Source organism: Lactococcus sp. NH2-7C (assembly GCF_029953655.1).
GTDB classification, from domain to species: Bacteria; Bacillota; Bacilli; order Lactobacillales; family Streptococcaceae; genus Lactococcus; species Lactococcus lactis.
This window is the reverse complement of record NZ_CP124538.1, coordinates 1,280,748-1,306,650: the sequence shown is the minus strand read 5'-3', so window position 1 is coordinate 1,306,650 and position 25,903 is coordinate 1,280,748. Positions and strand designations below refer to the sequence as shown.

The window sequence follows — 25,903 nt, the reverse complement described above, 5'->3', positions numbered from 1 at the left end:
AATTAAACTATTTTTAAGTAATTAAATCATTTTATGGAGTAAAGCATGTCAAGTACTGTCATTATCCTCATTGTTGTCTTATTAGTTATTCTCGTAGCCTTTTATGCTTTTGCATTATTAATGCGGAAGAAAACAGAAGACCGTATATTAGCCTTAGAAGAGCGAAAAGAATCGCTTTTCGATTTACCTGTTCAAGAAGAAATTGATTCTGTTAAAAAAATGCATCTCGTCGGACAATCACAAACGATTTTCCGGGAATGGAATCAAAAGTGGCTTGATTTATCTTCAAATTCTTTTGCTGATTTAGAAGAACATATTTTTGAAGCTGAACAATTAAATGATTCATTCCATTTTTTCCGTGCTCGTGAATCTGTAGCGGATAGTGAAGCACAAATTGAATTAATGGAAGGCGATGTTGAAGGAATTCGACAAGGAGTCGCTCAACTTGTTGAACAAGAAAAACGTAATTCAAATAAAATTCAAGAGTCTCTTGATTTATATGATAACTTACGTAGTGATATTGCCGATAATGCAGATTTGTATGGAACAGTTATTACGGAACTTGAAAAACATTTGGCTAATATCGAAACAGAATTTTCTCAGTTTGTAACTCTGAATTCAACAGGTGACCCGATTGAAGCGGCGGAAGTTTTAGAAACTGCTGAAGAACATACTATTGCTTTAAGAGCAATTACAGAACAAATTCCATCATTTATTAAAACGATTGAAAAAGATGTTCCTAAACGACTTGAAGAGTTGCAAGAAGCAAGTGACAAATTTGTCGCAGAAGAATACATTCTTCCAGATAATGTTGATATTAAAGAAAGAATGGATGATTTACACAACCATCTCGTTGAAAGTAGTTCATTGTTAGAACAATTTGAACTAGACCGAGTAGAAGCTGAGCTTGGTTTAATTCAAGAAAAAGTTGAAGAACTTTATGCTATTTTTGAAAGAGAGTATAGTGCACGTCGAAACGTTGAGAAACGTTCATCAGTTCTTAAAGAATACATTGAACATATTAGAACGAACAATAAAAATCTTCTCCTTGAAATTGACCATGTTACACAGGCCTATATTCTTTCTGGAAATGAAAAAGGGTATGTTAGAGGATATCAAGAACATTTAGAATCTCTTGATTCAGATGTTGATGATATTCTAGGAAATATCCAAGCTAAGACAATGCCTTATTCAATTCTCTCACGTAGGGTGAATTCAGTGGTCAATGCCCTTGAAGATATCGAGAAGAATCAAATTAAGATTAGTGAGACTCTTACAGGACTTAGAGATGAAGAACGAGCAGCTCAAGAAATTGCAGAACGGTTTGATTCTGAACTTCGTACAATAAAACGTTATGTCGAAAAATGTAATCTTCCAGGCCTTCCTAAAGATTACCTCGACTTGTTCTTTACAACAGGGGATCGAGTACAAAATCTTTTCAAAGAGTTGGGACGCGTACGTATTAATATTGATACAATTAATCATCTTGTTGATGTGAGCACCGAAGATATGCATGTTTTGAAAGAAGCAACAACTAATTTGACTGATCATGCGGTATTAGCTGAGCAATTGATTCAATATGCTAACCGCTATAAGGCTTCAAATGACCAAGTTGCACAAGGTATTACGAGAGCATTACAACTTTTTGAGAATAGTCGTGACTACGATGGCTCGTTTGATGAAATTTCTAAAACATTAGAACTTGTAGAACCTGGAGCGGCTTCAAGAATTTCGGGGGTTTATTTCAAAAATAAACCTACTCCTGATTATTTATAAAATAAAAAAGCAAGGCTATTACCTTGCTTTTATTTGTTGAATTACGAATTCTGAATATTCGCATAATATCGTTAGGTAAAACACGCAAAAATTATTATAATGAAATAAAGCTATCAAAAATGTCTTGAAAGGATAAAAAATGAAAATAGCTCATTATAATAAGATACTTCCTGATTGTTTACTGGATATTCATTCTCCTCCACTTTCTCTATAGTAATCAACCAATTAAATAAAAAATAAAAGGAGAAATTTCCAATGACATACTACTTGGAAGAAGAAGATTTTGAAAGTCTATTTTCAGAAATGAAACCTATAGTGATGAAATTAATGAAACAAATTCGCATTAGAACATGGAAAATAGAAGATTATCTTCAAGAAGGGATGATTATTCTACATCTTCTATTAGAGGAACAGAGCAATAACCAGAAGCTCCATACAAAATTTAAGGTAAAGTATCATCAAAGATTAATTGATGAATTAAGACGGAGTTATGCAAAAAAACGAAGTCATGATCATTTTATAGGTTTAGACGTTTATGAATGCTCAGACTGGATATATTCAGGTGAGACTGGTCCAGATAATGAAGTAGTTTTTAATCATTTGATGGCAGAAGTATATGAAGGTTTGAGCGCGCATTATCAAGAGTTGTTACTTAGACAAATGCGAGGGGAAGAATTGAGTCGGATGGAACGGTATCGTCTGCGAGAAAAAATAAAGGCTATATTATTTTCAGAAGATGAAGATTGAAGGGGAACTCCTTATCTTTTAATAAAGATAGGGAGTTTTTAATAAAAGAATAAAAAAATAAGTCGCAATTGACTTATTTTTTTAAATATTAGAAAGTGAGTGTTGGTGTGAATTAAAGCGAATACAAGAAGTAAGAAAAGCGAACGTAGAATAAAAAAAACCGTAAAAGGGACAGTTAATTGTTGACAAGTCGGAGTAGGTTTGATAGAATATAATAGTTGTCGCGAGAGACGTGAGTCGAAGAGCGACAAGCTAGACCATTGAAAACTGAATAAAGAAGAATGACTCATGTGATGTCTAAGGACATCAAAAATCTGTCAATCAATAATGAAAGACAAGCCAGTCACTACGGTGACTTAAATACTTTATTTGAGAGTTTGATCCTGGCTCAGGACGAACGCTGGCGGCGTGCCTAATACATGCAAGTTGAGCGCTGAAGGAAGGTACTTGTACCGACTGGATGAGCAGCGAACGGGTGAGTAACGCGTGGGGAATCTGCCTTTGAGCGGGGGACAACATTTGGAAACGAATGCTAATACCGCATAAAAACTTTAAACACAAGTTTTAAGTTTGAAAGATGCAATTGCATCACTCAGAGATGATCCCGCGTTGTATTAGCTAGTTGGTGAGGTAAAGGCTCACCAAGGCGATGATACATAGCCGACCTGAGAGGGTGATCGGCCACATTGGGACTGAGACACGGCCCAAACTCCTACGGGAGGCAGCAGTAGGGAATCTTCGGCAATGGACGAAAGTCTGACCGAGCAACGCCGCGTGAGTGAAGAAGGTTTTCGGATCGTAAAACTCTGTTGGTAGAGAAGAACGTTGGTGAGAGTGGAAAGCTCATCAAGTGACGGTAACTACCCAGAAAGGGACGGCTAACTACGTGCCAGCAGCCGCGGTAATACGTAGGTCCCGAGCGTTGTCCGGATTTATTGGGCGTAAAGCGAGCGCAGGTGGTTTATTAAGTCTGGTGTAAAAGGCAGTGGCTCAACCATTGTATGCATTGGAAACTGGTAGACTTGAGTGCAGGAGAGGAGAGTGGAATTCCATGTGTAGCGGTGAAATGCGTAGATATATGGAGGAACACCGGTGGCGAAAGCGGCTCTCTGGCCTGTAACTGACACTGAGGCTCGAAAGCGTGGGGAGCAAACAGGATTAGATACCCTGGTAGTCCACGCCGTAAACGATGAGTGCTAGATGTAGGGAGCTATAAGTTCTCTGTATCGCAGCTAACGCAATAAGCACTCCGCCTGGGGAGTACGACCGCAAGGTTGAAACTCAAAGGAATTGACGGGGGCCCGCACAAGCGGTGGAGCATGTGGTTTAATTCGAAGCAACGCGAAGAACCTTACCAGATCTTGACATACTCGTGCTATTCCTAGAGATAGGAAGTTCCTTCGGGACACGGGATACAGGTGGTGCATGGTTGTCGTCAGCTCGTGTCGTGAGATGTTGGGTTAAGTCCCGCAACGAGCGCAACCCCTATTGTTAGTTGCCATCATTAAGTTGGGCACTCTAACGAGACTGCCGGTGATAAACCGGAGGAAGGTGGGGATGACGTCAAATCATCATGCCCCTTATGACCTGGGCTACACACGTGCTACAATGGATGGTACAACGAGTCGCGAGACAGTGATGTTTAGCTAATCTCTTAAAACCATTCTCAGTTCGGATTGTAGGCTGCAACTCGCCTACATGAAGTCGGAATCGCTAGTAATCGCGGATCAGCACGCCGCGGTGAATACGTTCCCGGGCCTTGTACACACCGCCCGTCACACCACGGGAGTTGGGAGTACCCGAAGTAGGTTGCCTAACCGCAAGGAGGGCGCTTCCTAAGGTAAGACCGATGACTGGGGTGAAGTCGTAACAAGGTAGCCGTATCGGAAGGTGCGGCTGGATCACCTCCTTTCTAAGGAATATATACAAAGACGTGAGCATTCAACTTTATTCAGTTTTGAGGGGTTTAGTCATAAACCTAAGCAAGAATCAACTTCTTGATTGTGGGGCCTTAGCTCAGCTGGGAGAGCGCCTGCTTTGCACGCAGGAGGTCAGCGGTTCGATCCCGCTAGGCTCCATTGTCAGACAAGACGTTAAAATCACTTGAACATTGAAAACTAAATAACAATATCTAATAACGATAAATAAACCAAAAGCTGTGAATTTTAAAGAATTTACAAACTTATACTTGAAAAACGATGATTTTAAATCATCATGGCAAAGTTAATAAGGGCGCACGGTGGATGCCTTGGCACTAAGAGCCGAAGAAGGACGTGACTAACGACGATATTCTAGGGGGAGCAGTAAGTACGCATTGATCCCTAGGTCTCCGAATGGGGAAACCCAGCTGCTACTAGCAGTTATTCATGAGTGAATACATAGCTCATGTAAAGGTAACGCAGAGAACTGAAACATCTAAGTACCTGCAGGAAGAGAAAGTAAAAACGATTTCGTAAGTAGCGGCGAGCGAACGCGAAGAAGGGCAAACCAAGAAGCTTGCTTCTTGGGGTTGTAGGACTGCAACGTGGACTTAAGCATTATAGTCGAATAACCTGGGAAGGTTAATCAAAGAGGGTAATAATCCCGTAGACGAAATAGCGCTTATACCTAGCAGTATCCTGAGTAGGGCTGGACACGCGAAATCCAGTTTGAATCCGGGAGGACCATCTCCCAACCCTAAATACTCCTTAGTGACCGATAGTGAACCAGTACCGTGAGGGAAAGGTGAAAAGAACCCCGAGAGGGGAGTGAAATAGCACCTGAAACCGTGTGCCTACAAGAAGTTCGAGCCCGTTAATGGGTGAGAGCGTGCCTTTTGTAGAATGAACCGGCGAGTTACGTTATGATGCGAGGTTAAGTTGAAGAGACGGAGCCGTAGGGAAACCGAGTCTGAATAGGGCGACTTAGTATCATGATGTAGACCCGAAACCTAGTGACCTATCCATGAGCAGGGTGAAGGTGTGGTAAGACGCACTGGAGGCCCGAACCAGGACACGTTGAAAAGTGTTTGGATGACTTGTGGATAGCGGAGAAATTCCAAACGAACTGGGAGATAGCTGGTTCTCTCCGAAATAGCTTTAGGGCTAGCGTCGAAATGTAAGTGTATTGGAGGTAGAGCACTGTTTGGGTGAGGGGTCCGTCTAGGATTACCAATCTCAGATAAACTCCGAATGCTAATACACATGTTCGGCAGTCAGACTGCGAGTGCTAAGATCCGTAGTCGAAAGGGAAACAGCCCAGACCAACAGCTAAGGTCCCAAAATATATGTTAAGTGGAAAAGGATGTGGGGTTGCACAGACAACTAGGATGTTAGCTCAGAAGCAGCTATCATTCAAAGAGTGCGTAATAGCTCACTAGTCGAGTGACCCTGCGCCGAAAATGTACCGGGGCTAAACATATTACCGAAGCTTTGGATTGATATTTTATCAATGGTAGGAGAGCGTTCTTAACCGCGAAGAAGGTATACCGTGAGGAGTGCTGGAGCGTTAAGAAGTGAGAATGCCGGTATGAGTAGCGCAAGATAAGTGAGAATCTTATCCACCGTAAGACTAAGGTTTCCAGGGGAAGGCTCGTCCGCCCTGGGTTAGTCGGGACCTAAGGCGAGGCCGAAAGGCGTAGTCGATGGACAACTGGTTGATATTCCAGTACTAGATATGATCGTGATGGAGGGACGCAGTAGGCTAAGAGATGCCAGTTAATGGATTCTGGTCTAAGCAGTGAGGTGTGAGATGTGTCAAATGCATTTCTCTCTAACATTGAGCTGTGATGGGGAAGCAACTACGGTTGCGAACTCTCTGATGTCACACTGCCAAGAAAAGCTTCTAGCGTAAAGTCATATCTACCCGTACCGCAAACCGACACAGGTAGTCGAGGCGAGTAGCCTCAGGTGATCGAGAGAACTCTCGTTAAGGAACTCGGCAAAATAGCCCCGTAACTTCGGGAGAAGGGGTGCTGGTGTAAAAGCCAGCCGCAGTGAATAGGCCCAAGCAACTGTTTATCAAAAACACAGCTCTCTGCTAAACCGCAAGGTGATGTATAGGGGGTGACGCCTGCCCGGTGCTGGAAGGTTAAGAGGAGTGCTTAGACGTAAGTCGAAGGTATGAATTGAAGCCCCAGTAAACGGCGGCCGTAACTATAACGGTCCTAAGGTAGCGAAATTCCTTGTCGGGTAAGTTCCGACCCGCACGAAAGGCGTAATGATTTGGGCACTGTCTCAACGAGAGACTCGGTGAAATTTTAGTACCTGTGAAGATGCAGGTTACCCGCGACAGGACGGAAAGACCCCATGGAGCTTTACTGTAGTTTGATATTGAGTACCTGTAAGTCATGTACAGGATAGGTAGGAGCCATTGAAATAGGGACGCTAGTTTCTATTGAGGCGTTGTTGGGATACTACCCTTGACTTATGGTTACTCTAACCCGCTGGCATAATCGGCCAGGGAGACAGTGTCTGACGGACAGTTTGACTGGGGCGGTCGCCTCCTAAAGAGTAACGGAGGCGCTCAAAGGTTGGCTCAGATTGGTTGGAAATCAATCGTAGAGTGTAAAGGTAAAAGCCAGCTTGACTGCGAGAGCTACAACTCGAGCAGGTAGGAAACTAGGACTTAGTGATCCGGTGGTACCGCATGGAAGGGCCATCGCTCAACGGATAAAAGCTACCCTGGGGATAACAGGCTTATCTCCCCCAAGAGTTCACATCGACGGGGAGGTTTGGCACCTCGATGTCGGCTCGTCGCATCCTGGGGCTGTAGTCGGTCCCAAGGGTTGGGCTGTTCGCCCATTAAAGCGGCACGCGAGCTGGGTTCAGAACGTCGTGAGACAGTTCGGTCCCTATCCGTCGCGGGCGTAGGTAATTTGAGAGGATCTGTCCTTAGTACGAGAGGACCGGGATGGACTTACCGCTGGTGTACCAGTTGTTCCGCCAGGAGCACGGCTGGATAGCTATGTAGGGAAGGGATAAGCGCTGAAAGCATCTAAGTGCGAAGCCCACCTCAAGATGAGATTACCCATTCGTAAGAATTAAGAGCCCAGAGAGATGATCTGGTAGATAGGCTGGAAGTGGAAGAGTTGCGAGACTTGGAGCGGACCAGTACTAATCGCTCGAGGACTTTACCAAAAGAGTCAAATATAAAAAGCTTAAGGTTTAGAAGTTAGAAGAATTGTTATTTAGTTTTGAATGTTCAAGGTAACATTTAATGATTTGGTCATCATTGCGATGGAGATACACCTGTTCCCATGTCGAACACAGAAGTTAAGTCCATCTACGGCGGAAGTACTTGGGGGTTGCCCCCTGGGAGATAGGCAAGTGGCCAAGTGAAACAGAAGGAGCTAGGGCTCCTTTTTTTATTCTGCTAACAATAGTCAAGATAAAAGTGTTAGGAAATAGATAAAAAAGCCCAAAAGGGCTTTTTTATCGCTTAAGAATGAATTCCGACTCAATGGCAAGTTGTTTAGTTTCGCATGAGATAGCGAGTTCAAATGCGTGATGCCCGACTTCTAGAAAGTGATTATCAATTGTTGGAATATTGAGTAGTTGACCTGCAATTAAAGCTTCCTGACCAATAATAATAGGCTTTGAAATGTTGTAGTTATCAAACCAACGCCAGACATTTGCTGCTATATCGTCAGAATTGGCAAAAATACTATCAAATTGCATCAGATTAGGGGCTAATTTATAACCATCTATTGAAGAAACAGCACCTGTTTTTATTTGCTCACTTCTAACTTTCTGTTTATAAATTTCATTGTAAGTTTGAAGGGTCACGGAGGTCGTTGGGCTTTTGTAGCGTGAAAAAAGAAAACCAATATTTTCACAGTTTTGATCTTTTAACCATTTAAATGCTTTTTTATAGCCTGCACTTCTTTCAGCATAGCTAGCGGCTATTTTTTTACTATGAGGTTTATGGCATAGAACAATAGGGCCATATTTCTGATACTTAAGTACAGTTTCTTCAGAAACTTTTCTTGAGGTAAAAATCAAAGCTTCGAATGCTTTTTTTCGCAGTTGTTCTAGGTACTGTATTTCTAAATTTTGGTCGTAGTTTGAAGGAAGAATTACAATTTTATAACCAGTTTCAAAACTTTTATCAAGAATTCCTTCTAAGATTTGACTGAAAAAAGGGTGTTTGACATATGGGAGAACAACTCCAATATTTTTGGTAGTACCAGCCGATAATTCTTGAGCAATGGCATTGGGAGTATAGTCAAGGTCGTTAGCTAGGTTCAAAATAATTTCACGAGCTTCATTTGAGACATAGCCATTTCCTGAGAGAGCCCGTGAAATTGTTGCTTTTGAATAACCGCTAAGTTTGGATAAGTCGGATAAGGAAGTCATTGTATCACCTGTTCATTAAGGGTATTGATGGCTGAGATTGCCTCCGCTACACCATGGTCAGTATTCTTTGCTACAACCATTTTAACATGTTTTTTGACCTCAGGGTTAGCATTATCTACGGCGATAGCGAGTCCAGCGGATTGGAGAAGAGGAATATCATTATGACCATCACCAATAGCGGCAATTTCCTGAAAGTCTAAATTTTTATTATCAAGTATCGATTGTACAGCGTCGGCTTTTGTTTTATTATTAGATGTAATTTCTAAATACCATTGTCCGCTTTGTTGAACCGAAATATTGGGTATGTTTAGATCATTTAGTTGGGATTGGAGTTGTAGGAGTTCGTCGGTATCAAAGATAATCATCATTATTTTGTATATTTCTGATTGACCATCAAAGGCTTTGATTTTAGGTTCTACACCCGTTATTGCCTTTTGTATAAAGGTTCCTTTGTCTTGTTTGTTAATGTACCAGTGTGCAAGACTATACCAATTTAAGCTGATATTAGGGAATTCTGTTGAGATATAATCTAAGAGTTGTGAGACTGTCTCTGAAGTGAGAGTATTTTTATCAATAATTTGTAGTCCAAATTGATTTTGAGTGAAGGTTAAGTTCCCGTTAAAGGCGATTTGAGGCGTTGTGAGTTGTAGTTTTTCTACAATATCGCTCATTTCCAAGGGACTGCGGGCTGAAACTAATGTGATTGGAAGGTCACTGTAATAAATAGACCAGTGGTTCGTGTCTGATAGGCTTCCATGTGAGTCAAGTAATGTTCCATCCATATCTGTAAAAATGTGTTTAATTTTCATGTGATTAAGCTCCTTTGTTTGATTAAGTCTATTTTAAATTATGGAACGCGTTCCATGTCAAGATTTTTTGATTATTTATTTTAGAATGATTTAATGAGTATGCTTAAAGTTGAGCAGTTCCAAAAGAAGAGTTGAAAATGTTATAATTTAGTAAAGCTGGTTTTTATGTGTTTTAAGATAATATTTACTTAAATGAATGAATAAAATTATAGCCATATGGAAGAGATGGGAAATAAAATGGAGAACAAGAACAGACTTTTACTAATTGATGGGTCATCGGTTGCCTTTCGAGCCTTTTTTGCACTATATAATCAGATAGATCGCTTTAAAGCGCCAAATGGTTTACATACTAATGCTATTTTCGCATTTCATACAATGCTTTCTTCTTTGATGGAAAGAGTTGAGCCCACACATGTTTTAATTGCATTTGATGCAGGAAAAACAACTTTTCGTACGGAAATGTTTGCTGACTACAAAGGCGGACGTTCAAAAACACCAGATGAATTTCGTGAGCAATTACCTTTTATCAAGGAAATGATTGAGAAATTGGGAATTCGTCATTATGAGTTAGCTAACTATGAGGCTGATGATATTATTGGGACTTTGGACAAAATGGCGGAAGCCCCAAATGTTAATTTTGATGTTACTATTGTGACAGGTGATAAGGATATGATTCAGCTTGTGGATGGAAATACGCGAGTTGAAATTTCTAAGAAGGGTGTTGCTGAGTTTGAGGAGTTTACACCTGATTATCTTTTAGAAAAAATGGGATTGACTCCAGCCCAATTTATTGATTTAAAAGCATTAATGGGCGATTCTTCTGATAATTACCCTGGCGTGACAAAAGTTGGCGAAAAAACTGGTCTTAAACTTTTACAAGAGTTTGGGTCGCTTGAAAATCTTTATGAAAATGTTGATTCTTTGAAAGCCAGCAAAATGAAAGAAAATCTAATTGCTGACAAAGAAATGGCCTTTTTGTCACAACAATTGGCAACGATAAATACGAAAGCTCCAATTGAAATTGGCTTAGATGATACGCTTTTAAAAGGTAAAAAGGTTGATGAACTTAGTCAATTTTATGATGAAATGGGATTTGCTCAATTCAAAAGTAAATTATTGGCTGAGGCTGGTGGAGAAGTTACTGACGAAAAAGTTGTTGACGAAATTGATTTTGAAATAGTTACTGATGGCTCTATCAGTGAAAAGGTAAATGCTGATGATTTCTTTTATTTGGAAACTTTAGGGGAAAATTATCATCGTGAGCAAATTGTGGCTTTTGCCTGGGGAAATGCTGAGAAAATTTATGTTTCTAAAAATATAGATTTACTGACAAAAATGAAGTTCCCTGAAAATACTTATGATTTCAAGAAAAATCGGGTACTTTTGAGTCACTTGGATATCGAATTACCTTTGGTCAAATTTGATGCAATGCTTGCAAAATATCTAATTTCAACAACAGAAGATAATAAAATTTCGACGATTGCAAGACTTTTCAATAGCGGACATTTGGCAACGGATGAAGAAATTTTTGGCAAAGGGACAAAAATTGCTTTACCTGATGATGAGATTTTATTTGAACATTTAGCTCGTAAGATTAAAGTGCTTGCCTTGGCCAAAGAAAAAATGATGGCTGAATTGGTTGAAAATGAACAAGAGCACCTTTTGTCTGATATGGAATTACCATTAGCAGAAGTTTTAGCGAAAATGGAAATTACAGGGATTGCTGTTAGCCAAAATACACTGGAAGAAATTGGTGCAGAAAATGAAGAAAAATTGGCTTCTTTGACGCGTGAAATTTATGACTTGGCTGGTGAAGAATTTAATATTAATTCACCAAAACAATTGGGCGTGATTTTATTTGAAAAATTACAGCTACCTGTTGGGAAGAAAACAAAAACGGGTTATTCAACGGCAGTGGATGTTTTAGAAGACCTAGCTGCTTTATCTCCTGTTGTAGCAAAAATTTTGGAATACCGTCAAATCAATAAAGTGCAATCAACTTACGTGAAAGGTCTGATTCCTCAAATCGCGGATGATGGAAAAATTCATACACGTTATGTTCAAGATTTGACTCAAACTGGACGTTTGAGCTCAATTGACCCGAATTTACAAAATATTCCTGTTCGACTTGAGGAGGGACGAAAAATTCGTAAAGCTTTTGTCCCAAGCAAAGATTCGCTTCTATTGAGTTCTGACTATTCACAAATTGAATTGCGGGTTTTGGCACATATTTCTGGGGATGAACATTTGATTGAGGCCTTTAAACATGGAGCTGATATCCATACCTCAACGGCTATGCGTGTTTTTGGTATTGAAAAATCAGAAGATGTGACTGCTAATGATCGTAGAAATGCCAAAGCGGTCAACTTTGGAGTAGTCTATGGAATTTCCGATTTTGGTTTGGCACGAAATCTTGGAATTACAAGAAAAGATGCTAAAAACTATATAGAAACTTATTTTGAACGTTATCCTGGAATTAAAAACTATATGGAAAATATTGTCCGCGAGGCACGAGATAAAGGTTTTGTTGAAACAATGAGTCACCGTCGTCGTAAGATTCCAGATATTAATGCTCGTAATTTTAATGTTCGTGGCTTTGCGGAACGGACGGCTATTAATTCACCAATTCAAGGTTCAGCAGCCGATATTTTGAAAATTGCGATGATTAATTTGGATAAAGCCCTGAGTGCACGTGATTTTAAATCAAAATTATTATTACAAGTACATGATGAAATTATCCTTGATGTTCCTTTAGAGGAATTAGATGAAATTAAAGCCTTGGTAAAACAAACGATGGAAGAAGCGATTGAACTTGCTGTCCCATTAAAAGTAGACGAAAATACTGGTAAGACTTGGTATGAGGCTAAATAATAAATGGTTGTGCTAGAACTGAACGGTTCACTCCTCGCATTTATTGATCAAAAAATAATAAATAAAAACGATAATCAGTTTGGTTTGATTATCGTTTTTTGACGGGTACTGTTAGAAGATGTGTTAGGGTCTGTGTTATAATAAAACTATGGAAAATATCGAATTGAACATGGATGAGAGAATTGATGAAATCGCCAATAGTGGGGTAAAAATTATTCAAAGCCGAGAGGTTTTTTCTTTTAGCATTGATGCGATTTTGTTGGCACGTTTTCCGCGCTTACCAAAACGGGGTAAAATTGTCGATTTGTGTGCGGGAAATGGGGCTGTCGGACTTTTTGCGAGTTCTAAAACAAATGCTCAAATTATTGAATTAGAGATTCAAGATCGTTTGGCTGATATGGCAACTCGTTCAATTGAACTCAATGGTCTTGCTGACAGAATGTCTGTCATTAATGATAATCTTAATCAGGCGCTTGAGCATCTTCATACTTCAAGTGCAGATTTGATTTTTTGTAATCCACCTTATTTTAAAGTAGATTCAGATGAAAGTCATTTGAATGAAAGTAAGCATTATACTTTGGCTCGTCATGAATTGACGACAAATCTGGATGAAATTTTTTCTGTCAGTAAAAAATTACTCAAAACAAACGGACATATTGCCATGGTTCATAGACCAGAGCGTTTTTTAGAAATTGTAGACAAAATGCGTGCTAATAATTTGCAACCTAAATGGATTCAATTTGTTTATCCTAAAGCAAATCAACCAGCAAATATTTTGCTAATTGATGCAATTAAAGATGGCAAAGAGGGAGGCGAAATTTTTCTACCACCTTTGATTGTTCATAATGATGACGGAACCTACACTGACGAAATTGATGAAATTTATTATGGCAAACATTAAAAAAGTTACTGACAGAAATTTCTGTCAGTAACTTTTTTAATTATGCTGCGCTTGCTTGGGTCATTAATTTTTTAATGGCTGCATTTTGTAGTTCTTCGAGTGTGTTAATATCTGCTGAAGCGGGCTCTTTAAGCGTTTCTTTTAGTTTTCCCCGTGTTGATGCTAAAGAAATATCAATGTCAGCACTTGTTTTTTCTTTTTTATTAGAAATGCTACCGGTCATTCCTCCGGTCATTTTATGTGCTTTTTTATCTACAGTTAATTTAATTGAAAGTTTGCTAATATCAACATTTTTACTTTCTTTGATTAATTGCTCCTTTTGTTCTTTAGGAATAGAGTAAGTAGTACTGAGATTATCAATTAAATCTTTGAGTTCAATATCTTTACCAGAAAAATTCACGGTTACTTTATCACCGAATTTAGTAAAATCAGAATTGGGAATCTCTTTATACTGTTTCTCTAAATCAGCCTCACTCATTTTTGAAGTTGATCCAAAGAGTTGCTTAAGCGTAGATTCCCAATTGTCTTTAGAAGACTGAGCACTTGAATCAATCGTTTGTGAATCAATGAGTAAGTAAGATTTATCAAGACTGTCAATCATTGCGCCATAGATGGTTGTAGCATCGCCAGCTGAACTTGGAATCATTGCTTTATTATTATTATAAAGTGATTTAATATCTGAACTACTAATATAAATCCCTTTTTGTGACATCATAAGTCCCAAATCATAATCTTTTTTAGCGAGGGATATTTTTCCATCAATGATCGCAAGTTGATTGGTCTTATCAAGCCCAATATTAAAATCAAATCCAGCCCCTTTGCTAAAGAGCTGATTGAATTCAGAGCTATCGTCACCATGAACTTTGAAATCATTGACAGCAATTTTGACATTTTGTGAATTGTATTCTTTTGAATTGTTCAACGCTACTGTATCTGAAATAAAAGCTTTTTTCGCCTCGTCAGAGTTTTTAGTTGAGCAAGCCGAAAGAGTGAGAACTGAAAGAGCCACAAGTCCCAAGGATATCCAAGTTTTCTTTTTCATAAATATCTCCAATATATTTTATTGATATTTTACTATAAAAAATCTAAAAGAGCAATAAAATATAAGAAACACAAGAAGTAAGAAAAAAACTGATGAAAGGCTTAGGATTATTCTGAGCTCTCCATCAGTATTTTTTAATAAATCATATCATAAATTTCAATGGCAACAAGATCGATATCATCAAACAAAGAAGCATCTTTTTGTTTAGGATAACGCAAAGCAAAAGCTTCATCTTCTGGACTGTAACTTACAGTAAGCATTACTTCGCCTTCACGTTCAAAATTATAAGTTTCTTTTGGGTCACCACCTTCAACCAAACGGTTTAAGCGATTCATAATTGCTAACAAGTGTGATTTCATTTCTTAAAAATTCCTTTCGGTGTTCTGCAAAGCAAAACTCTGTTTTTATAAAATTGTTTTTTACTTCCAATTGTTTTTCAAAGGGACAGTTCTTAGGATTGACCCCATTAGTCCTGTTCTTTGTCCTTATCTATTTTAACATAACTTTGTAGATTTTTGGCAAGTTTACTGGCTTTTCTGGCAAAATATTTTGCTCGAATTTGTTCTCTCTTAAGTGAACGTTTAACAGTAACTGGCATTTGACGAATCGTATCTTCCATTTTCATTGGAAAATGTTCCGCTTCAATAGACTTAAGATTATTGTATTCAATAATGGTGTCAATATAGAAGAGATAAACTTTTTTAGCAAAATTTTCTGCTGAAATTTCATAAAGTTTATTTTCAAATTTATCTTTATCAATTGGATGTAAATCACGAATTGCCGTTTTGGTCACTTCAGCTAAGTCATCATCACCAATGAAGAGTCGTCCGAATTCATCATCATTAATTAATTCAGACAAATAAGGATTTTTAGCAGCTAAGACTCTTGTCCCTGCTGCCATTGCTTCAAGATAAGTTAATCCTTGAGTTTCTGAAGTAGAAGCAGAAATGAAAAAGTCAGCAGCTTTATAATAATAGGCTGTTTTCTCATTTTCAACAGGACCTGTGAAGACAACTTTATCAGTAAGTTTAAGTTCTTTGACTAATTCTTTAAGATTTTCGGTATATGGTCCATGACCAACAATTACAAGTTTCACGGGAAACTCTTCTAAAATATCCGGTAGTGCATGAATCACAGCTTGGATATTTTTTTCAGCCGCAATCCGTGAGAGGCTGAGCAACATGATTTCATTTTCTATCAGTCCAAGCTCGGCTCTTAATTTTGCTGTTTCTTCAGGCTTAATGTCATCGCGTTTAAAGCGATCAATTTCGATTCCTGTTGGAATGACACGTTTAGGAAGAGTGATACCGTAACTGTTAACAGTTTCCAAAACCATTTCACTTGGGCAAATAATCGCTTCAGTTCCACGCAAGAAATTACGAATAATGTACTTAACCATACTTGGACGGATTAAGCGTCCTTTGGCGATGTAATAAACATAATCTTCATATTTGGTATGTAAGGTATGAATGACAGGGATGCGCAATTGAGCAGCAACCATTTTACCTAAAATTCCCATTCCAAATTCAGTTTGCGTATGGATGATATCTAAATCATATTCTTTAGCAATCAAATAAGCAGCAAAAACACCTTTGAGGACAATTTTACGTTCAGCTAAGCTCACAAAAGGAATGGATTGTAGCCGAATAATATTACGTTCGTGATCCACATCAGCATTTGGATCTGTTGTTGTAAAAATGAAAACCTCATGCCCTAATTTTTCAAGCTCTAGGGCCAAAGTGCGAATACTTGTTGCTACTCCACTGATTTGTGGAAAGTAACTATCTGTAAAAAGTCCAACTCTCATAAATAAATTCCCGTTTATATTTCTGTAAATTTTTTATTTTTTTACTGACAAGAATTTTAGTAAGAAAATTTTACTGACAGCTTGGTCAGCAACTACTTTTTCTTTCTGTCAGTAATTTTTAAAAATTAAAGTTCTAAAGTTTGCTGATAAGCATCAGCTAATTGTTGGGCAACTTTTTCAATTGTCCGACTTTCAGCTACTTGATAAGCCTCTTTTGTCTTGTCAACCTTTCCATCTAAAACATCCTGAAGTTGATTGACAAAACCTTCAACATCTGTTGCCATACTTACACAAGTTGAATCAAGCCAGCCATGATAAACTGGGATGTCTCGAACGACAGTTTTTTGGTGACTAGCAAGTGCTTCAAGAACAACGATTCCTTCAGTTTCTTCTCGAGAAGGGAAAAAGAAGGCATCTGCAGATGACATGGCTCCTTCAAAAATATCTCCCTTGATATAACCTGGGAAAAGAACATTTTTCGGATGATTTTTTTTAACAATTCGACGAATCCAACCTGGAATAGTCCAAAGATTTTGATAACCAAACCAAATGAAAGTCACATCGGGCATTCTTTCAGCCACTTTAATAAAATCATCTATCCCTTTACGTTTAAAATAAAGGGCAGCTGTCACGACAACTTTTTGCTCAGCTTTTAGTGAAAAATATTCACGGAAGGCTTGCTCTTTGGCTTCACTTCGAGAATATTTAGCCAAATCAATTCCGTTTGAAATCGGTAAGATTGGACATTTAATTCCATAAGAACGGAGCAAACTAGCAGAATAATCAGTTGGTGTAATGACTAAATCAGCAGCACGATAAAAGTGCATTAAATATTGTTTAAAGAAAGGTGCAGCAATATTTGAGCCAATAAAGGAATTTTGAAAATCTTCTTTGGTCGAATGACCATGAAAGATTACTTTTTTTCCAGCTTTTTTTGCTTTCTTTAACATTTTCCAACTGCTAAAGCCATAAGTATTTAAATGGAGGATATCATAATCATCCTCAGGATTTTTTGTCCAGTCAATGCCCATTAAATCAAGGGCGCGTTGTTGATGTTTCATTGCACGACCAATTCCTGAATGTCTCAAAAATTGTTCGGCTTCTAAGTAAAGTAAAATTTTCATGCTTAACTTTATTTTACCATAAATCAATAAAAGAAAAATGGAAATTTATTATTTTTAAAAATTTCAGACTTTAGTATGAAAAAAGCCTTCTATTTACAGAAGACTTTTATTAAATTATTAAGTTATTAATTAGAAGAAGATGAACTGCTTGTTTCTAAATCACTGGTTGATTTAGAAAGTTTAACATCTGCTGTATTTGATTTACCATCACGATAATAAGTAACTTTTACTGTATCATTGATATTATGTGAGTAAAGAGCACTTTGCAAGTCTGTTGAAGAAGTTACTGCCGTATCGCCAACCTTTGTAATTACATCCCCGGCTTTCAAACCAGCTGAGGCAGCAGGAAGGCCAGATTGGACGGAGTAAACGACAACCCCACCTGTTACACTACTTGGTAATTTCAATTGTGAACTGTCATTTGTTGATAATTGTGAAAGGTCAACCATTCGAATACCCAAAGCAGGACGTGAAATTTTACCATCGGCTTCAAGTTTATTAATAATATTTACAACATCATTAGAAGGGATAGCAAATCCTAAACCTTCGACAGAAGTCGAACCATCTTCAGTGGTTGTAATTTTACTTTGAGTAATTCCAATAACTTGTCCTTCAATATTAATCAAAGCACCTCCAGAGTTACCAGGATTAATGGCAGCATCTGTTTGTATTGCATTGATATTAGTTGTTTGACCATTTTCTTGGGTCAAAGTCACTTGACGGCTTGTTGCAGATAAAATTCCTTCAGTTGCGGTGTTAGCAAATTGACTACCTAAAGGTGAGCCAACGGCAATGGCAGGTTCACCAATTGTTAATTTACTAGAATCAGCGAATGTCGCCACATCTTTGACATGTTCAGAACTGATTTTAAGAACAGCAAGGTCTGTGTATTCATCATAACCAACTACAGAAGCTTTGACTTTTTGTCCACCAGAAAGCAGAACATCAAGTGAGCTATTACCAGCAATTACGTGGTAATTAGTTACAACGTAGGCATCTCCACCAGATTTCTTGTAGATCACACCAGAGCCTTCACTAGAAAGCTGTAAGCCATCAGTTGATGAACTTGAACCACTATTTCCGCCAAAAATTGAACTGAAATCACTACTTTGTGAGTTATCTTTTTGATAATTCATAACAGAAACGACAGAATTTGAAACTTTTTTAATTGCAGAGGTAACATCGGTATTGACATTTACCGAAACATCACTAACCTTGGTACTTGTGGTGTTAGAACGACTATTGTTCCCTAGTTGATTTGTAGTGCTTTGGTAGATTGCACTTCCTCCAAGTGCGATGGCTCCGCCCACGACACCTGTTAATAGCAATTTTCCTATATTAGCTTTTGCCATAAATAATTCCTTTCAATTATTACTCTTTGTAGCATTTCTATGATGTAATTATATCTACTCTCACTTAATAATACCTTAATAGTAACAAAAATCAAACTAATATAGTTTTTCCACATTTTTGTGGATAATCTAAAAATTAATGAGGATAAGTGGATATTTTAATAAAGTTTTCCACAGAAAAGTGGAAAAAAGTAAAAAAATGTTGATAAATCATGTTTTCATCTTGTTTTCAATGGGGGAAAAGGGTAAAATTATAAAATAAATTTAAGAATTTATAAATGTTTTTATTCTTGAAAGTGTAAAAGTAATCAAAAAACTGGGGAAAAGTTGTTAATTTTTAAGTAATAAAGTTTTAATTTAGAGAGAAAAATAAAAATGAAGATTAAATTAGTAGTTGTTGGAAAACTTAAAGAAAAGTATTTAAAAGATGGAATTGCTGAATATGTTAAACGAATGGGAACGATGCTGCCACTTGAAATTATTGAGCTAGCAGATGAGAAAATTCCAGATAATGCTTCTGAAAAAGAAGCAGAGGCTTTAAAAAAACGTGAAGGTGAGAAAATTTTATCACGGATTCAAGCAGGAGATCAGTTAGCGATTTTAGCCATTCAAGGAAAATTAATGTCATCAGAGGAAGTGGCTGATTTTGTGAAGAAAGCTGAAGTTTACGGAACAGGAAATCTTGTTTTTGTAATTGGTGGTTCTTTAGGACTTTCAAAGGAAGTCTATCAACGAAGTGATTTGCAAATTTCTTTTGGGCGGATGACACTTCCTCATCAACTAATGCGTCTGGTTTTAGTAGAACAAATTTATCGGGCACAAATGATTAATCGAGGTTCGGCTTATCATAAGTAAAAATTTGAAAGGAAAGGAATGAAATGATTAATATTATAGAAGAGTTTCGCCAACATAAGAATGAAGAAAATGCTGAAAAACAAGCAGCATATTTGCGTCACCAGTTTGAATTTATTGGTTTAAAAACGCCAGAAAGACGTCTTTTGTCAAAAGATTTTCTAAAGGAAAAAAAGGCAGATAAGCAAATTGATTGGGAGCTTGTTTTTGAATTTTGGAATTTGCCTGAGCGTGAATTTCAATATCTGGCTTTAGATTATCTTCATCAAATGAAGAAATGGCTTATTTTTGATGACATGGAAAAGATAAAAAAATTGACTGTCAGTAAATCATGGTGGGATACGGTTGACGCTTTAGATGAATTGGTAGGTCAGCTTTTACTGACAGGTCGTAAACAAGCGACCGAAAATGACTCAACTGCTTATGAACAGGTCAAGTCTCTCGTAAAAGAATGGGCTCAAGTCGAAAATTTTTGGATTCGACGAATTGCAATTGACTGTCAATTAAGCTTTAAAAATCAAACAGATTTAGAATTACTTTCATATAATATTGAAAAAAATCTTTTAGGAAGTTCTTTTGCTGATGAATTTTTTATTACGAAAGCAATAGGTTGGGCTTTGCGAGATTTGGCAAAAACAAATTCTGCTTGGGTCAGAAAATTTATTGAAGAACATGAAAATAAAATGGCGAAACTTTCAATTCGAGAAGCAAGTAAACATCTCTAAAGCTTGATTTGACAGAGTTTTCAAACTATGATAGAATAAGAAGAATGTTCGAAAATGAACTTAAATTTGAATAAAACTTATAAAGGAGACAGAAATGTCAGGCTTATCTCTTATTTTTATCGTTGTCGTTATGGGTGGGATGATGTTCTTCATGAACCGTCAACAAAAGAAACAACAATCTAAACGCCAAGAACAATTGGATGCTATGCAACCAGGTTCAGAAATCGTAACAATTGGTGGATTACACGGAATTCTTTCAAGCATTGATTCAGCAAAAGGAACAATTGAACTTGATTGTGAAGGTGTGATTTTGACTTTCGACCGTGCAGCCGTAAAAACTGTTAAAAGTGGTGTAACACCAGAAACAACTGTTGTTGAAGAAACACCAGCTGAAACAAAAGTGGAAAGCCCAATTGAAGAAAACTAATCTCTTTTCTGTTTTTAATGAAAAAAAGGATTAAATTTATTTTCCTGTCAGTAATTGACAGGATTTTTTATAACATATTTTACTGACAGACTTGTCAGTCAGTTGAATTTACTTAATAGAATAATATATTATTACTGACCAAGAAAATTGGAGATACAAATCTATATTAAAATATGGTAAAATGGAAAGGTAATACTGTCTTTTTTGAGAAGAAGAGTAGAGAAAGGTTTGGATTAAATAAGTGAAGGATAAGAAAGATAAATCTTTTATTCAGAAACTTATGATTAATAAAACTTTAACAACCAAAGCGTATAATGGTGAATTTATGAAAATATTTTTGCATAAAATTCTCATGTGAGGTACTATGTTTAATAGCTTAAAAAATAAAGAAAAAGAAGAATTACTTCCAGAGCATATCGGGATTATCATGGATGGTAATGGACGATGGGCCAAAAAGAAGGGTAAACCAAGAATTTTTGGTCACAAAGCTGGAATGGATTCTCTGAAAGATGTTGCCATTCATGGTGCAAGACGTGGAATTAAAGTGATGACTGTTTATGCTTTTTCCACAGAAAATTGGACAAGACCAGTGGATGAGGTAAAATTTATCATGAGTTTACCTATCGATTTTTACAGTAAATATGTTCCAGTTTTAAAAGAAGAAAATATTCAGATTCGGATGATTGGTGAACGTGAAGGGTTGCCAAAAGCAACTTTAGATTCAATTGACCGTGCGACTGAAGAAACTTATGAAAACAACGGAATGATTTTGAATTTTGCAATGAATTATGGTGGCCGTCGTGATATTGTTTTAGCCATTCAAGCACTTGCTAAAAGTGGTCAGGATTTAAGTTCACTGACAGAAGAAGAGTTGTCAAAACATTTACAAACTGCTGTTTTGCCTGAAAATCTTCGTGACCCAGACCTGATTATTAGAACATCTGGTGAACAAAGAATGTCTAATTTCTTGACTTGGCAGTCAGCCTATAGTGAATTATATTTTGCGCAAACTGCTTGGCCAGATTTCGATGAAGAAGAATTGGACAAGGCTATTTCTGCTTTCCAAAAGCGTGACCGCAGATATGGAGGAGTCAAATAATGATGCAACGAATTATTACAGGTGTAGTTGCAGGAGGAATTTTTTTAGCCCTCTTGCTTCTAGGAGGAGCTTACTTTCAAATCTTAGTCGCTTTGCTTGTTATCATTGCGATGCAAGAGTTGTTTCGGATGTACAAGCTTCAATTATTATCATTTGAAGGGATTTTAGCCACTTTAGCCGCTCTTTCACTTGCTTTACCAGTTGGTAAACATTGGTTAGGGCTGAATGTTGATGGCGGAGTGATGCTCTTTACGCTTTTCTTGTTTGCAATGTTAACAGGAATGGTACTTTCAAATGGGAAATATTCCTTTGTTGACGCAGGCTTTCCTTTCCTCTCTGCTTTTTATATAGGAATTGGTTTTCAAAATTTACTGACAGCACGTCAAACAAGTGTTTACATTGTCTTTTTAGCTCTCTTTATCGTTTGGGCGACAGATATTGGGGCCTATGCTTTTGGGCGCTCACTTAAAGACCGATTCCCTCAAAAACTTTTACCGTCTGTTTCACCAAATAAAACAGTTATCGGCTCAGTTGGAGGAATTGTTTCAGCAGTTGTCGTTGCCTTAGTCATGTATTTCTTATTTACTAAAGAGCTACCGCAAATTGGCTACATAAAACTTGTCATCTTTACAATTATCTTTTCAGTGGTTGGTCAAATTGGTGACCTTGTGGAATCAAGTATTAAACGTCATTTTGGCGTAAAAGATTCAGGTAAAATTTTACCAGGTCATGGTGGAATTCTTGACCGCTTTGACAATTTGATTTTTGTTTTCCCGATTATGCATCTACTTGGACTATTCTAATTTTAAGGAGGAAGTCGATTGATAGAAACACTGATTACTTTTATTATTATCTTTGGTATTATTGTCGCTATCCATGAATATGGCCACCTTTGGTGGGCAAAACGTTCAGGAATTTTAGTGCGTGAATATGCCGTTGGAATGGGCCCGAAAATTTTTGCTCACCAAGCAAAAGATGGGACACTTTACACGATAAGAATTCTTCCCCTCGGTGGCTATGTTCGTTTGGCTGGTTGGGGTGATGACAAGACTGAAATCAAAAAAGGACAAGCTGCAAGTCTTGTTGTCAGTAACTCTGAAGTAATAAATCTAGAAGCTGAAAATTCTGTCAGTAATATCGTCAGAAGAATTAATCTGTCAGAACATGTTGAATTAGAAGAAGCAATTCCAATGTTGATTACTGAATATGATTTTGAAAAAGAACTTTTCATTGAAGGAGAAGTTTTTGGGGAAATCAAACGTTATTCTGTTGATCATGATGCAACAATCATTGAAGAAGATGGAACAGAAGTTCGGATTGCACCACTCGATGTTCAATATCAATCAGCCGGTATCTTTCATAAAATGTTGACAAACTTCGGTGGTCCTTTGAATAACTTTATTTTAGGAACCATTGCTTTTATCGTCCTAACCTTTGTTCAAGGAGGCGTTCCTTCAACTACTAATGCTATTGGCCAAGTTGAAAAAGGAACACCCGCTTACAATGCAGGCTTAAAAGCTGGTGATAAAATTGAAGCAGTCAATGGAACTAAAACGGCAGATTGGAACAATGTTGTTACTGAAATTTCAGGTTCTAAAGGAAAAGAATTAAAACTTGAAGTTAGCCGTTCAGGCAAATCGGAAACCTTATCAGTTACACCTAAAAAAATGGACGGAAGTTACCGTGTTGGCATTATGCAATCAATGAAAACAGGTTTCTTTGATAAGATTACAGGTGGCTTTGTTCAAGCAGGCCAATCAGCTACAGCAATCTTTAAAGCTTTAGGAAGTTTGATTGCACGACCGAGTCTTGACAAACTTGGTGGCCCAGTTGCTATTTATCAGCTGAGTGGTCAAGCTGCAAGAGCAGGTTTTCCAGCTATTGTCTATCTTTTAGCTATGCTTTCAATTAATTTAGGGATTGTCAATCTTTTCCCTATTCCAGTACTTGATGGTGGAAAAATTGTCTTAAATATTATTGAAGCAATTCGTGGCAAAGCACTCTCACAAGAAAAGGAATCAATCATCACAATGCTGGGAGTTGTCTTCATGCTTGTGCTCTTTGTAGCAGTAACATGGAATGATATTCTCCGAGCCTTTGTAAATTAATATATCTATTCGTCTTCTATTTCAAAAGGAAAGAAGCTGAACCATACTCATAAAGGAAATTTTAAAATTATGAAACAATCAAAAATGCTTATACCAACACTTCGGGAAATGCCTTCTGATGCCCAGGTTATCAGCCATGCTTTACTTATGCGCGCAGGATATGTTCGTCAAGTTTCAGCAGGAATTTATGCTTACTTGCCATTAGCAAACCGCGTACTTGAAAAGTTGAAAAATATCATGCGTGAAGAGTTTGACGAAATTGGTGCAGTAGAACTTCTTGCCCCAAGTCTTTTGACAGCTGACCTTTGGCGTGAATCTGGCCGTTATGATACATACGGTGAAGATTTATATAAATTAAAAAACCGTGATAATTCTGATTTTATTTTAGGACCAACACATGAAGAAACAATGACTTCTCTTGTCCGTGATGAAATTACTTCTTATAAAAAATTACCACTTAATGTTTACCAAATTGCGCCAAAATTCCGTGATGAAAAACGTCCACGTTATGGACTATTACGCGGTCGGGAGTTTTTGATGAAAGATGGTTATAGCTACCATGCTGACCAAGATTCATTGGATGAGACTTATAATGATTACAAAAAAGCCTACGAAAGAATCTTTGAACGTGCTGGCTTAAACTTTAAACCAATTATTGCCGATGCTGGGGCTATGGGTGGTAAAGATAGTCAAGAATTTATTGCCATTACAGATGACCGAATTAATCTTGAAAAATGGATCGTTTTGAGTAAGAATATTACATCAATCGAAGAAATTCCAGAATCTGTCCTTTCAGAAATCAAAGAAGAACTTGGCAAATGGTTGATAGCCGGTGAAGATACAATTGTCTATGCTGAAGGTGGCGATTATGCGGCAAATATTGAAATGGCAACAAGTCAATTTGAACCAAATGTAGCTTATACTGAAGAACTTGAACTTGAAAAAGTAGCGACACCAGGTGCTAAAACAATTGATGAAGTTTCAAAATTCCTTGAAATTGATGAAGAACAAACAGTTAAAACATTGGTTTACCACGCAGATGATGACTTAGTGGTTATCTTGTTAAATGGTAATGATCAACTTAACGAAGTAAAATTGACCAATTATCTTGGAGCATCGTTTATTGAAGCTGCAAGTGAAGCAGAAGTTGAAGAAAAATTTGGAGCTCATTTTGGTTCACTTGGACCAATCGGACTTGAAAATGTCAAGATTATTGCTGACCGCAAAGTTGAACAAATTAAAAATGCTGTGGTTGGAGCTAACGTTGATGGTTTCCATTATAAAAATGCTAACTTTGGACGTGATTTTGAGGTTGAAGAATTTGTTGATCTACGTATAGTCAATGAAGGAGAAATTTCACCAGATGGCCGTGGAACTTTGAAATTTGCGCGTGGGATTGAAATTGGACATATCTTTAAATTAGGTACCCGCTATACAGAAGCAATGAATGCCACTATTCTTGATGCAAATGGTCGTTCAATTCCAATGCTCATGGGTTGTTACGGAATCGGTGTAAGTCGTTTGCTTTCAGCTATTTTGGAACAATTTGCTCGTATCTATGTTGAAAAAACACCAAGAGAAGAATTTAAATTTAGCTGGTCAATTAATTTCCCTAAAGAATTAGCACCATTTGATATTCATCTTGTTCCAGTTAATGTTAAAGATGAAGCAGCAATGGAATTGACTTCTGAACTTGAAGAAAAATTGCGTGGCAAAGGTTATCAAGTATTAGTAGATGACCGCAATGAACGTGCAGGTGTTAAATTTGCTGACAGCGATTTGATTGGTTTGCCAGTTCGTGTGACAATCGGTAAAAAAGCTGCCGAGGGCGTTGTTGAAGTTAAAATTCGTGCAACAGGTGAAGTTGTTGAAATTAACAAAGATGAACTTGTCAATACCATTGAAATTTTAAGTAAATAATAAAAGAG

At 37.4% G+C, this 25,903-nt stretch carries 18 protein-coding genes, 1 tRNA gene and 3 rRNA genes; 15 read left to right on the top strand and 7 right to left on the bottom strand.

From position 1 onward, the window contains the following. The first annotated feature begins 45 nt into the window (after positions 1-45). From ezrA to rrf, 6 genes are all read left to right on the top strand, one after another. Positions 46-1,776, top strand: coding sequence for a septation ring formation regulator EzrA (gene ezrA, locus QJV49_RS06560; RefSeq protein ID WP_225512961.1), 1,731 nt, complete (start codon positions 46-48; stop codon positions 1,774-1,776). Positions 1,777-2,031: 255 nt separating this feature from the next. Beyond that, a complete protein-coding gene (locus QJV49_RS06555; RefSeq protein WP_225512960.1) occupies positions 2,032-2,523 on the top strand; it encodes a sigma-70 family RNA polymerase sigma factor in 492 nt (163 codons plus the stop codon). 365 nt (positions 2,524-2,888) lie between these two features. Beyond that, positions 2,889-4,435 (top strand): 16S ribosomal RNA (locus tag QJV49_RS06550). 93 nt (positions 4,436-4,528) lie between these two features. Then, positions 4,529-4,601, top strand: a tRNA-Ala gene (locus tag QJV49_RS06545). Between the two features lie 138 nt (positions 4,602-4,739). After that, positions 4,740-7,640, top strand: a 23S ribosomal RNA gene (locus QJV49_RS06540). 83 nt (positions 7,641-7,723) lie between these two features. After that, positions 7,724-7,839 (top strand): 5S ribosomal RNA (gene rrf, locus QJV49_RS06535). The 16S, 23S and 5S rRNA genes sit together here with 1 tRNA gene alongside, the layout of an rRNA operon. A gap of 95 nt (positions 7,840-7,934) precedes the next feature. Here the strand turns inward: rrf and QJV49_RS06530 are convergent. Next, positions 7,935-8,858: a LacI family DNA-binding transcriptional regulator gene (locus tag QJV49_RS06530; RefSeq protein ID WP_225512485.1), complete on the bottom strand. Its 924-nt coding sequence runs from the start codon at positions 8,856-8,858 to the stop codon at positions 7,935-7,937. Continuing rightward, complete coding sequence (locus QJV49_RS06525) at positions 8,855-9,667, bottom strand: Cof-type HAD-IIB family hydrolase (RefSeq protein WP_225512486.1); 813 nt, start codon at positions 9,665-9,667, stop codon at positions 8,855-8,857. Before QJV49_RS06525 ends, QJV49_RS06530 begins: the two co-directional genes overlap by 4 nt. A gap of 237 nt (positions 9,668-9,904) precedes the next feature. Here QJV49_RS06525 and polA point away from each other — a divergent pair, with 237 nt between their 5' ends. Continuing rightward, positions 9,905-12,538: a DNA polymerase I gene (polA, locus tag QJV49_RS06520; RefSeq protein ID WP_225512487.1), complete on the top strand. Its 2,634-nt coding sequence runs from the start codon at positions 9,905-9,907 to the stop codon at positions 12,536-12,538. 148 nt (positions 12,539-12,686) lie between these two features. Then, positions 12,687-13,439 (top strand): tRNA1(Val) (adenine(37)-N6)-methyltransferase, encoded by a 753-nt coding sequence (locus QJV49_RS06515; RefSeq protein ID WP_225512488.1) that lies wholly within the window; start codon positions 12,687-12,689, stop codon positions 13,437-13,439. Between the two features lie 40 nt (positions 13,440-13,479). On the opposite strand, the gene QJV49_RS06510 is transcribed toward QJV49_RS06515, so the two are convergent. The 5 genes from QJV49_RS06510 to QJV49_RS06490 form a co-directional block, all read right to left on the bottom strand. Then, positions 13,480-14,481, bottom strand: coding sequence for a hypothetical protein (locus QJV49_RS06510; RefSeq protein ID WP_225512489.1), 1,002 nt, complete (start codon positions 14,479-14,481; stop codon positions 13,480-13,482). 134 nt (positions 14,482-14,615) lie between these two features. After that, positions 14,616-14,840, bottom strand: coding sequence for a YkuJ family protein (locus QJV49_RS06505; protein WP_003130579.1), 225 nt, complete (start codon positions 14,838-14,840; stop codon positions 14,616-14,618). 107 nt (positions 14,841-14,947) lie between these two features. Next, complete coding sequence (locus QJV49_RS06500) at positions 14,948-16,288, bottom strand: glycosyltransferase family 4 protein (RefSeq protein ID WP_225512490.1); 1,341 nt, start codon at positions 16,286-16,288, stop codon at positions 14,948-14,950. A gap of 125 nt (positions 16,289-16,413) precedes the next feature. Further along, the gene (locus QJV49_RS06495) at positions 16,414-17,412 is read right to left on the bottom strand and encodes a glycosyltransferase family 4 protein (RefSeq protein ID WP_225512491.1); all 999 of its coding nucleotides are present in this window, start codon (positions 17,410-17,412) and stop codon (positions 16,414-16,416) included. Between the two features lie 125 nt (positions 17,413-17,537). Continuing rightward, positions 17,538-18,764, bottom strand: a complete 1,227-nt coding sequence (locus QJV49_RS06490) for a S1C family serine protease (RefSeq protein WP_225512492.1) — start codon at positions 18,762-18,764, stop codon at positions 17,538-17,540. Positions 18,765-19,139: 375 nt separating this feature from the next. Here QJV49_RS06490 and rlmH point away from each other — a divergent pair, with 375 nt between their 5' ends. The 7 genes from rlmH (at position 19,140) to QJV49_RS06455 (ending at position 25,895) form a co-directional block, all read left to right on the top strand. Then, positions 19,140-19,619, top strand: a complete 480-nt coding sequence (gene rlmH, locus QJV49_RS06485) for a 23S rRNA (pseudouridine(1915)-N(3))-methyltransferase RlmH (protein WP_003130585.1) — start codon at positions 19,140-19,142, stop codon at positions 19,617-19,619. Positions 19,620-19,642: 23 nt separating this feature from the next. Further along, positions 19,643-20,341: a DNA alkylation repair protein gene (locus tag QJV49_RS06480; RefSeq protein ID WP_225512493.1), complete on the top strand. Its 699-nt coding sequence runs from the start codon at positions 19,643-19,645 to the stop codon at positions 20,339-20,341. A gap of 94 nt (positions 20,342-20,435) precedes the next feature. After that, complete coding sequence (yajC, locus tag QJV49_RS06475; protein WP_003130588.1) at positions 20,436-20,768, top strand: preprotein translocase subunit YajC; 333 nt, start codon at positions 20,436-20,438, stop codon at positions 20,766-20,768. 364 nt (positions 20,769-21,132) lie between these two features. Beyond that, on the top strand, positions 21,133-21,867 hold the full coding sequence (locus tag QJV49_RS06470) for an isoprenyl transferase (protein ID WP_225512494.1): 735 nt from the start codon (positions 21,133-21,135) through the stop codon (positions 21,865-21,867). Continuing rightward, positions 21,867-22,670, top strand: a complete 804-nt coding sequence (locus QJV49_RS06465; RefSeq protein WP_225512495.1) for a phosphatidate cytidylyltransferase — start codon at positions 21,867-21,869, stop codon at positions 22,668-22,670. The genes QJV49_RS06470 and QJV49_RS06465 overlap by 1 nt, the downstream gene beginning before the upstream one ends. An 18-nt stretch (positions 22,671-22,688) precedes the next feature. Beyond that, positions 22,689-23,975, top strand: coding sequence for an RIP metalloprotease RseP (rseP, locus tag QJV49_RS06460; RefSeq protein WP_225512496.1), 1,287 nt, complete (start codon positions 22,689-22,691; stop codon positions 23,973-23,975). 69 nt (positions 23,976-24,044) lie between these two features. Continuing rightward, positions 24,045-25,895: a proline--tRNA ligase gene (locus tag QJV49_RS06455; protein WP_225512497.1), complete on the top strand. Its 1,851-nt coding sequence runs from the start codon at positions 24,045-24,047 to the stop codon at positions 25,893-25,895. Positions 25,896-25,903 lie beyond the last annotated feature (8 nt).

What these genes read in the sequence shown, in the direction of transcription:
- ezrA (WP_225512961.1), top strand. Translation starts at nt 46, where the DNA reads ATGTCAAGTACTGTCATTATCCTCATTGTTGTCTTATTAGTTATTCTC.
- QJV49_RS06555 (WP_225512960.1), top strand. Translation starts at nt 2,032, where the DNA reads ATGACATACTACTTGGAAGAAGAAGATTTTGAAAGTCTATTTTCAGAA.
- QJV49_RS06530 (WP_225512485.1), bottom strand. Translation starts at nt 8,858, where the DNA reads ATGACTTCCTTATCCGACTTATCCAAACTTAGCGGTTATTCAAAAGCA.
- QJV49_RS06525 (WP_225512486.1), bottom strand. Translation starts at nt 9,667, where the DNA reads ATGAAAATTAAACACATTTTTACAGATATGGATGGAACATTACTTGAC.
- polA (WP_225512487.1), top strand. Translation starts at nt 9,905, where the DNA reads ATGGAGAACAAGAACAGACTTTTACTAATTGATGGGTCATCGGTTGCC.
- QJV49_RS06515 (WP_225512488.1), top strand. Translation starts at nt 12,687, where the DNA reads ATGGAAAATATCGAATTGAACATGGATGAGAGAATTGATGAAATCGCC.
- QJV49_RS06510 (WP_225512489.1), bottom strand. Translation starts at nt 14,481, where the DNA reads ATGAAAAAGAAAACTTGGATATCCTTGGGACTTGTGGCTCTTTCAGTT.
- QJV49_RS06505 (WP_003130579.1), bottom strand. Translation starts at nt 14,840, where the DNA reads ATGAAATCACACTTGTTAGCAATTATGAATCGCTTAAACCGTTTGGTT.
- QJV49_RS06500 (WP_225512490.1), bottom strand. Translation starts at nt 16,288, where the DNA reads ATGAGAGTTGGACTTTTTACAGATAGTTACTTTCCACAAATCAGTGGA.
- QJV49_RS06495 (WP_225512491.1), bottom strand. Translation starts at nt 17,412, where the DNA reads ATGAAAATTTTACTTTACTTAGAAGCCGAACAATTTTTGAGACATTCA.
- QJV49_RS06490 (WP_225512492.1), bottom strand. Translation starts at nt 18,764, where the DNA reads ATGGCAAAAGCTAATATAGGAAAATTGCTATTAACAGGTGTCGTGGGC.
- rlmH (WP_003130585.1), top strand. Translation starts at nt 19,140, where the DNA reads ATGAAGATTAAATTAGTAGTTGTTGGAAAACTTAAAGAAAAGTATTTA.
- QJV49_RS06480 (WP_225512493.1), top strand. Translation starts at nt 19,643, where the DNA reads ATGATTAATATTATAGAAGAGTTTCGCCAACATAAGAATGAAGAAAAT.
- yajC (WP_003130588.1), top strand. Translation starts at nt 20,436, where the DNA reads ATGTCAGGCTTATCTCTTATTTTTATCGTTGTCGTTATGGGTGGGATG.
- QJV49_RS06470 (WP_225512494.1), top strand. Translation starts at nt 21,133, where the DNA reads ATGTTTAATAGCTTAAAAAATAAAGAAAAAGAAGAATTACTTCCAGAG.
- QJV49_RS06465 (WP_225512495.1), top strand. Translation starts at nt 21,867, where the DNA reads ATGATGCAACGAATTATTACAGGTGTAGTTGCAGGAGGAATTTTTTTA.
- QJV49_RS06455 (WP_225512497.1), top strand. Translation starts at nt 24,045, where the DNA reads ATGAAACAATCAAAAATGCTTATACCAACACTTCGGGAAATGCCTTCT.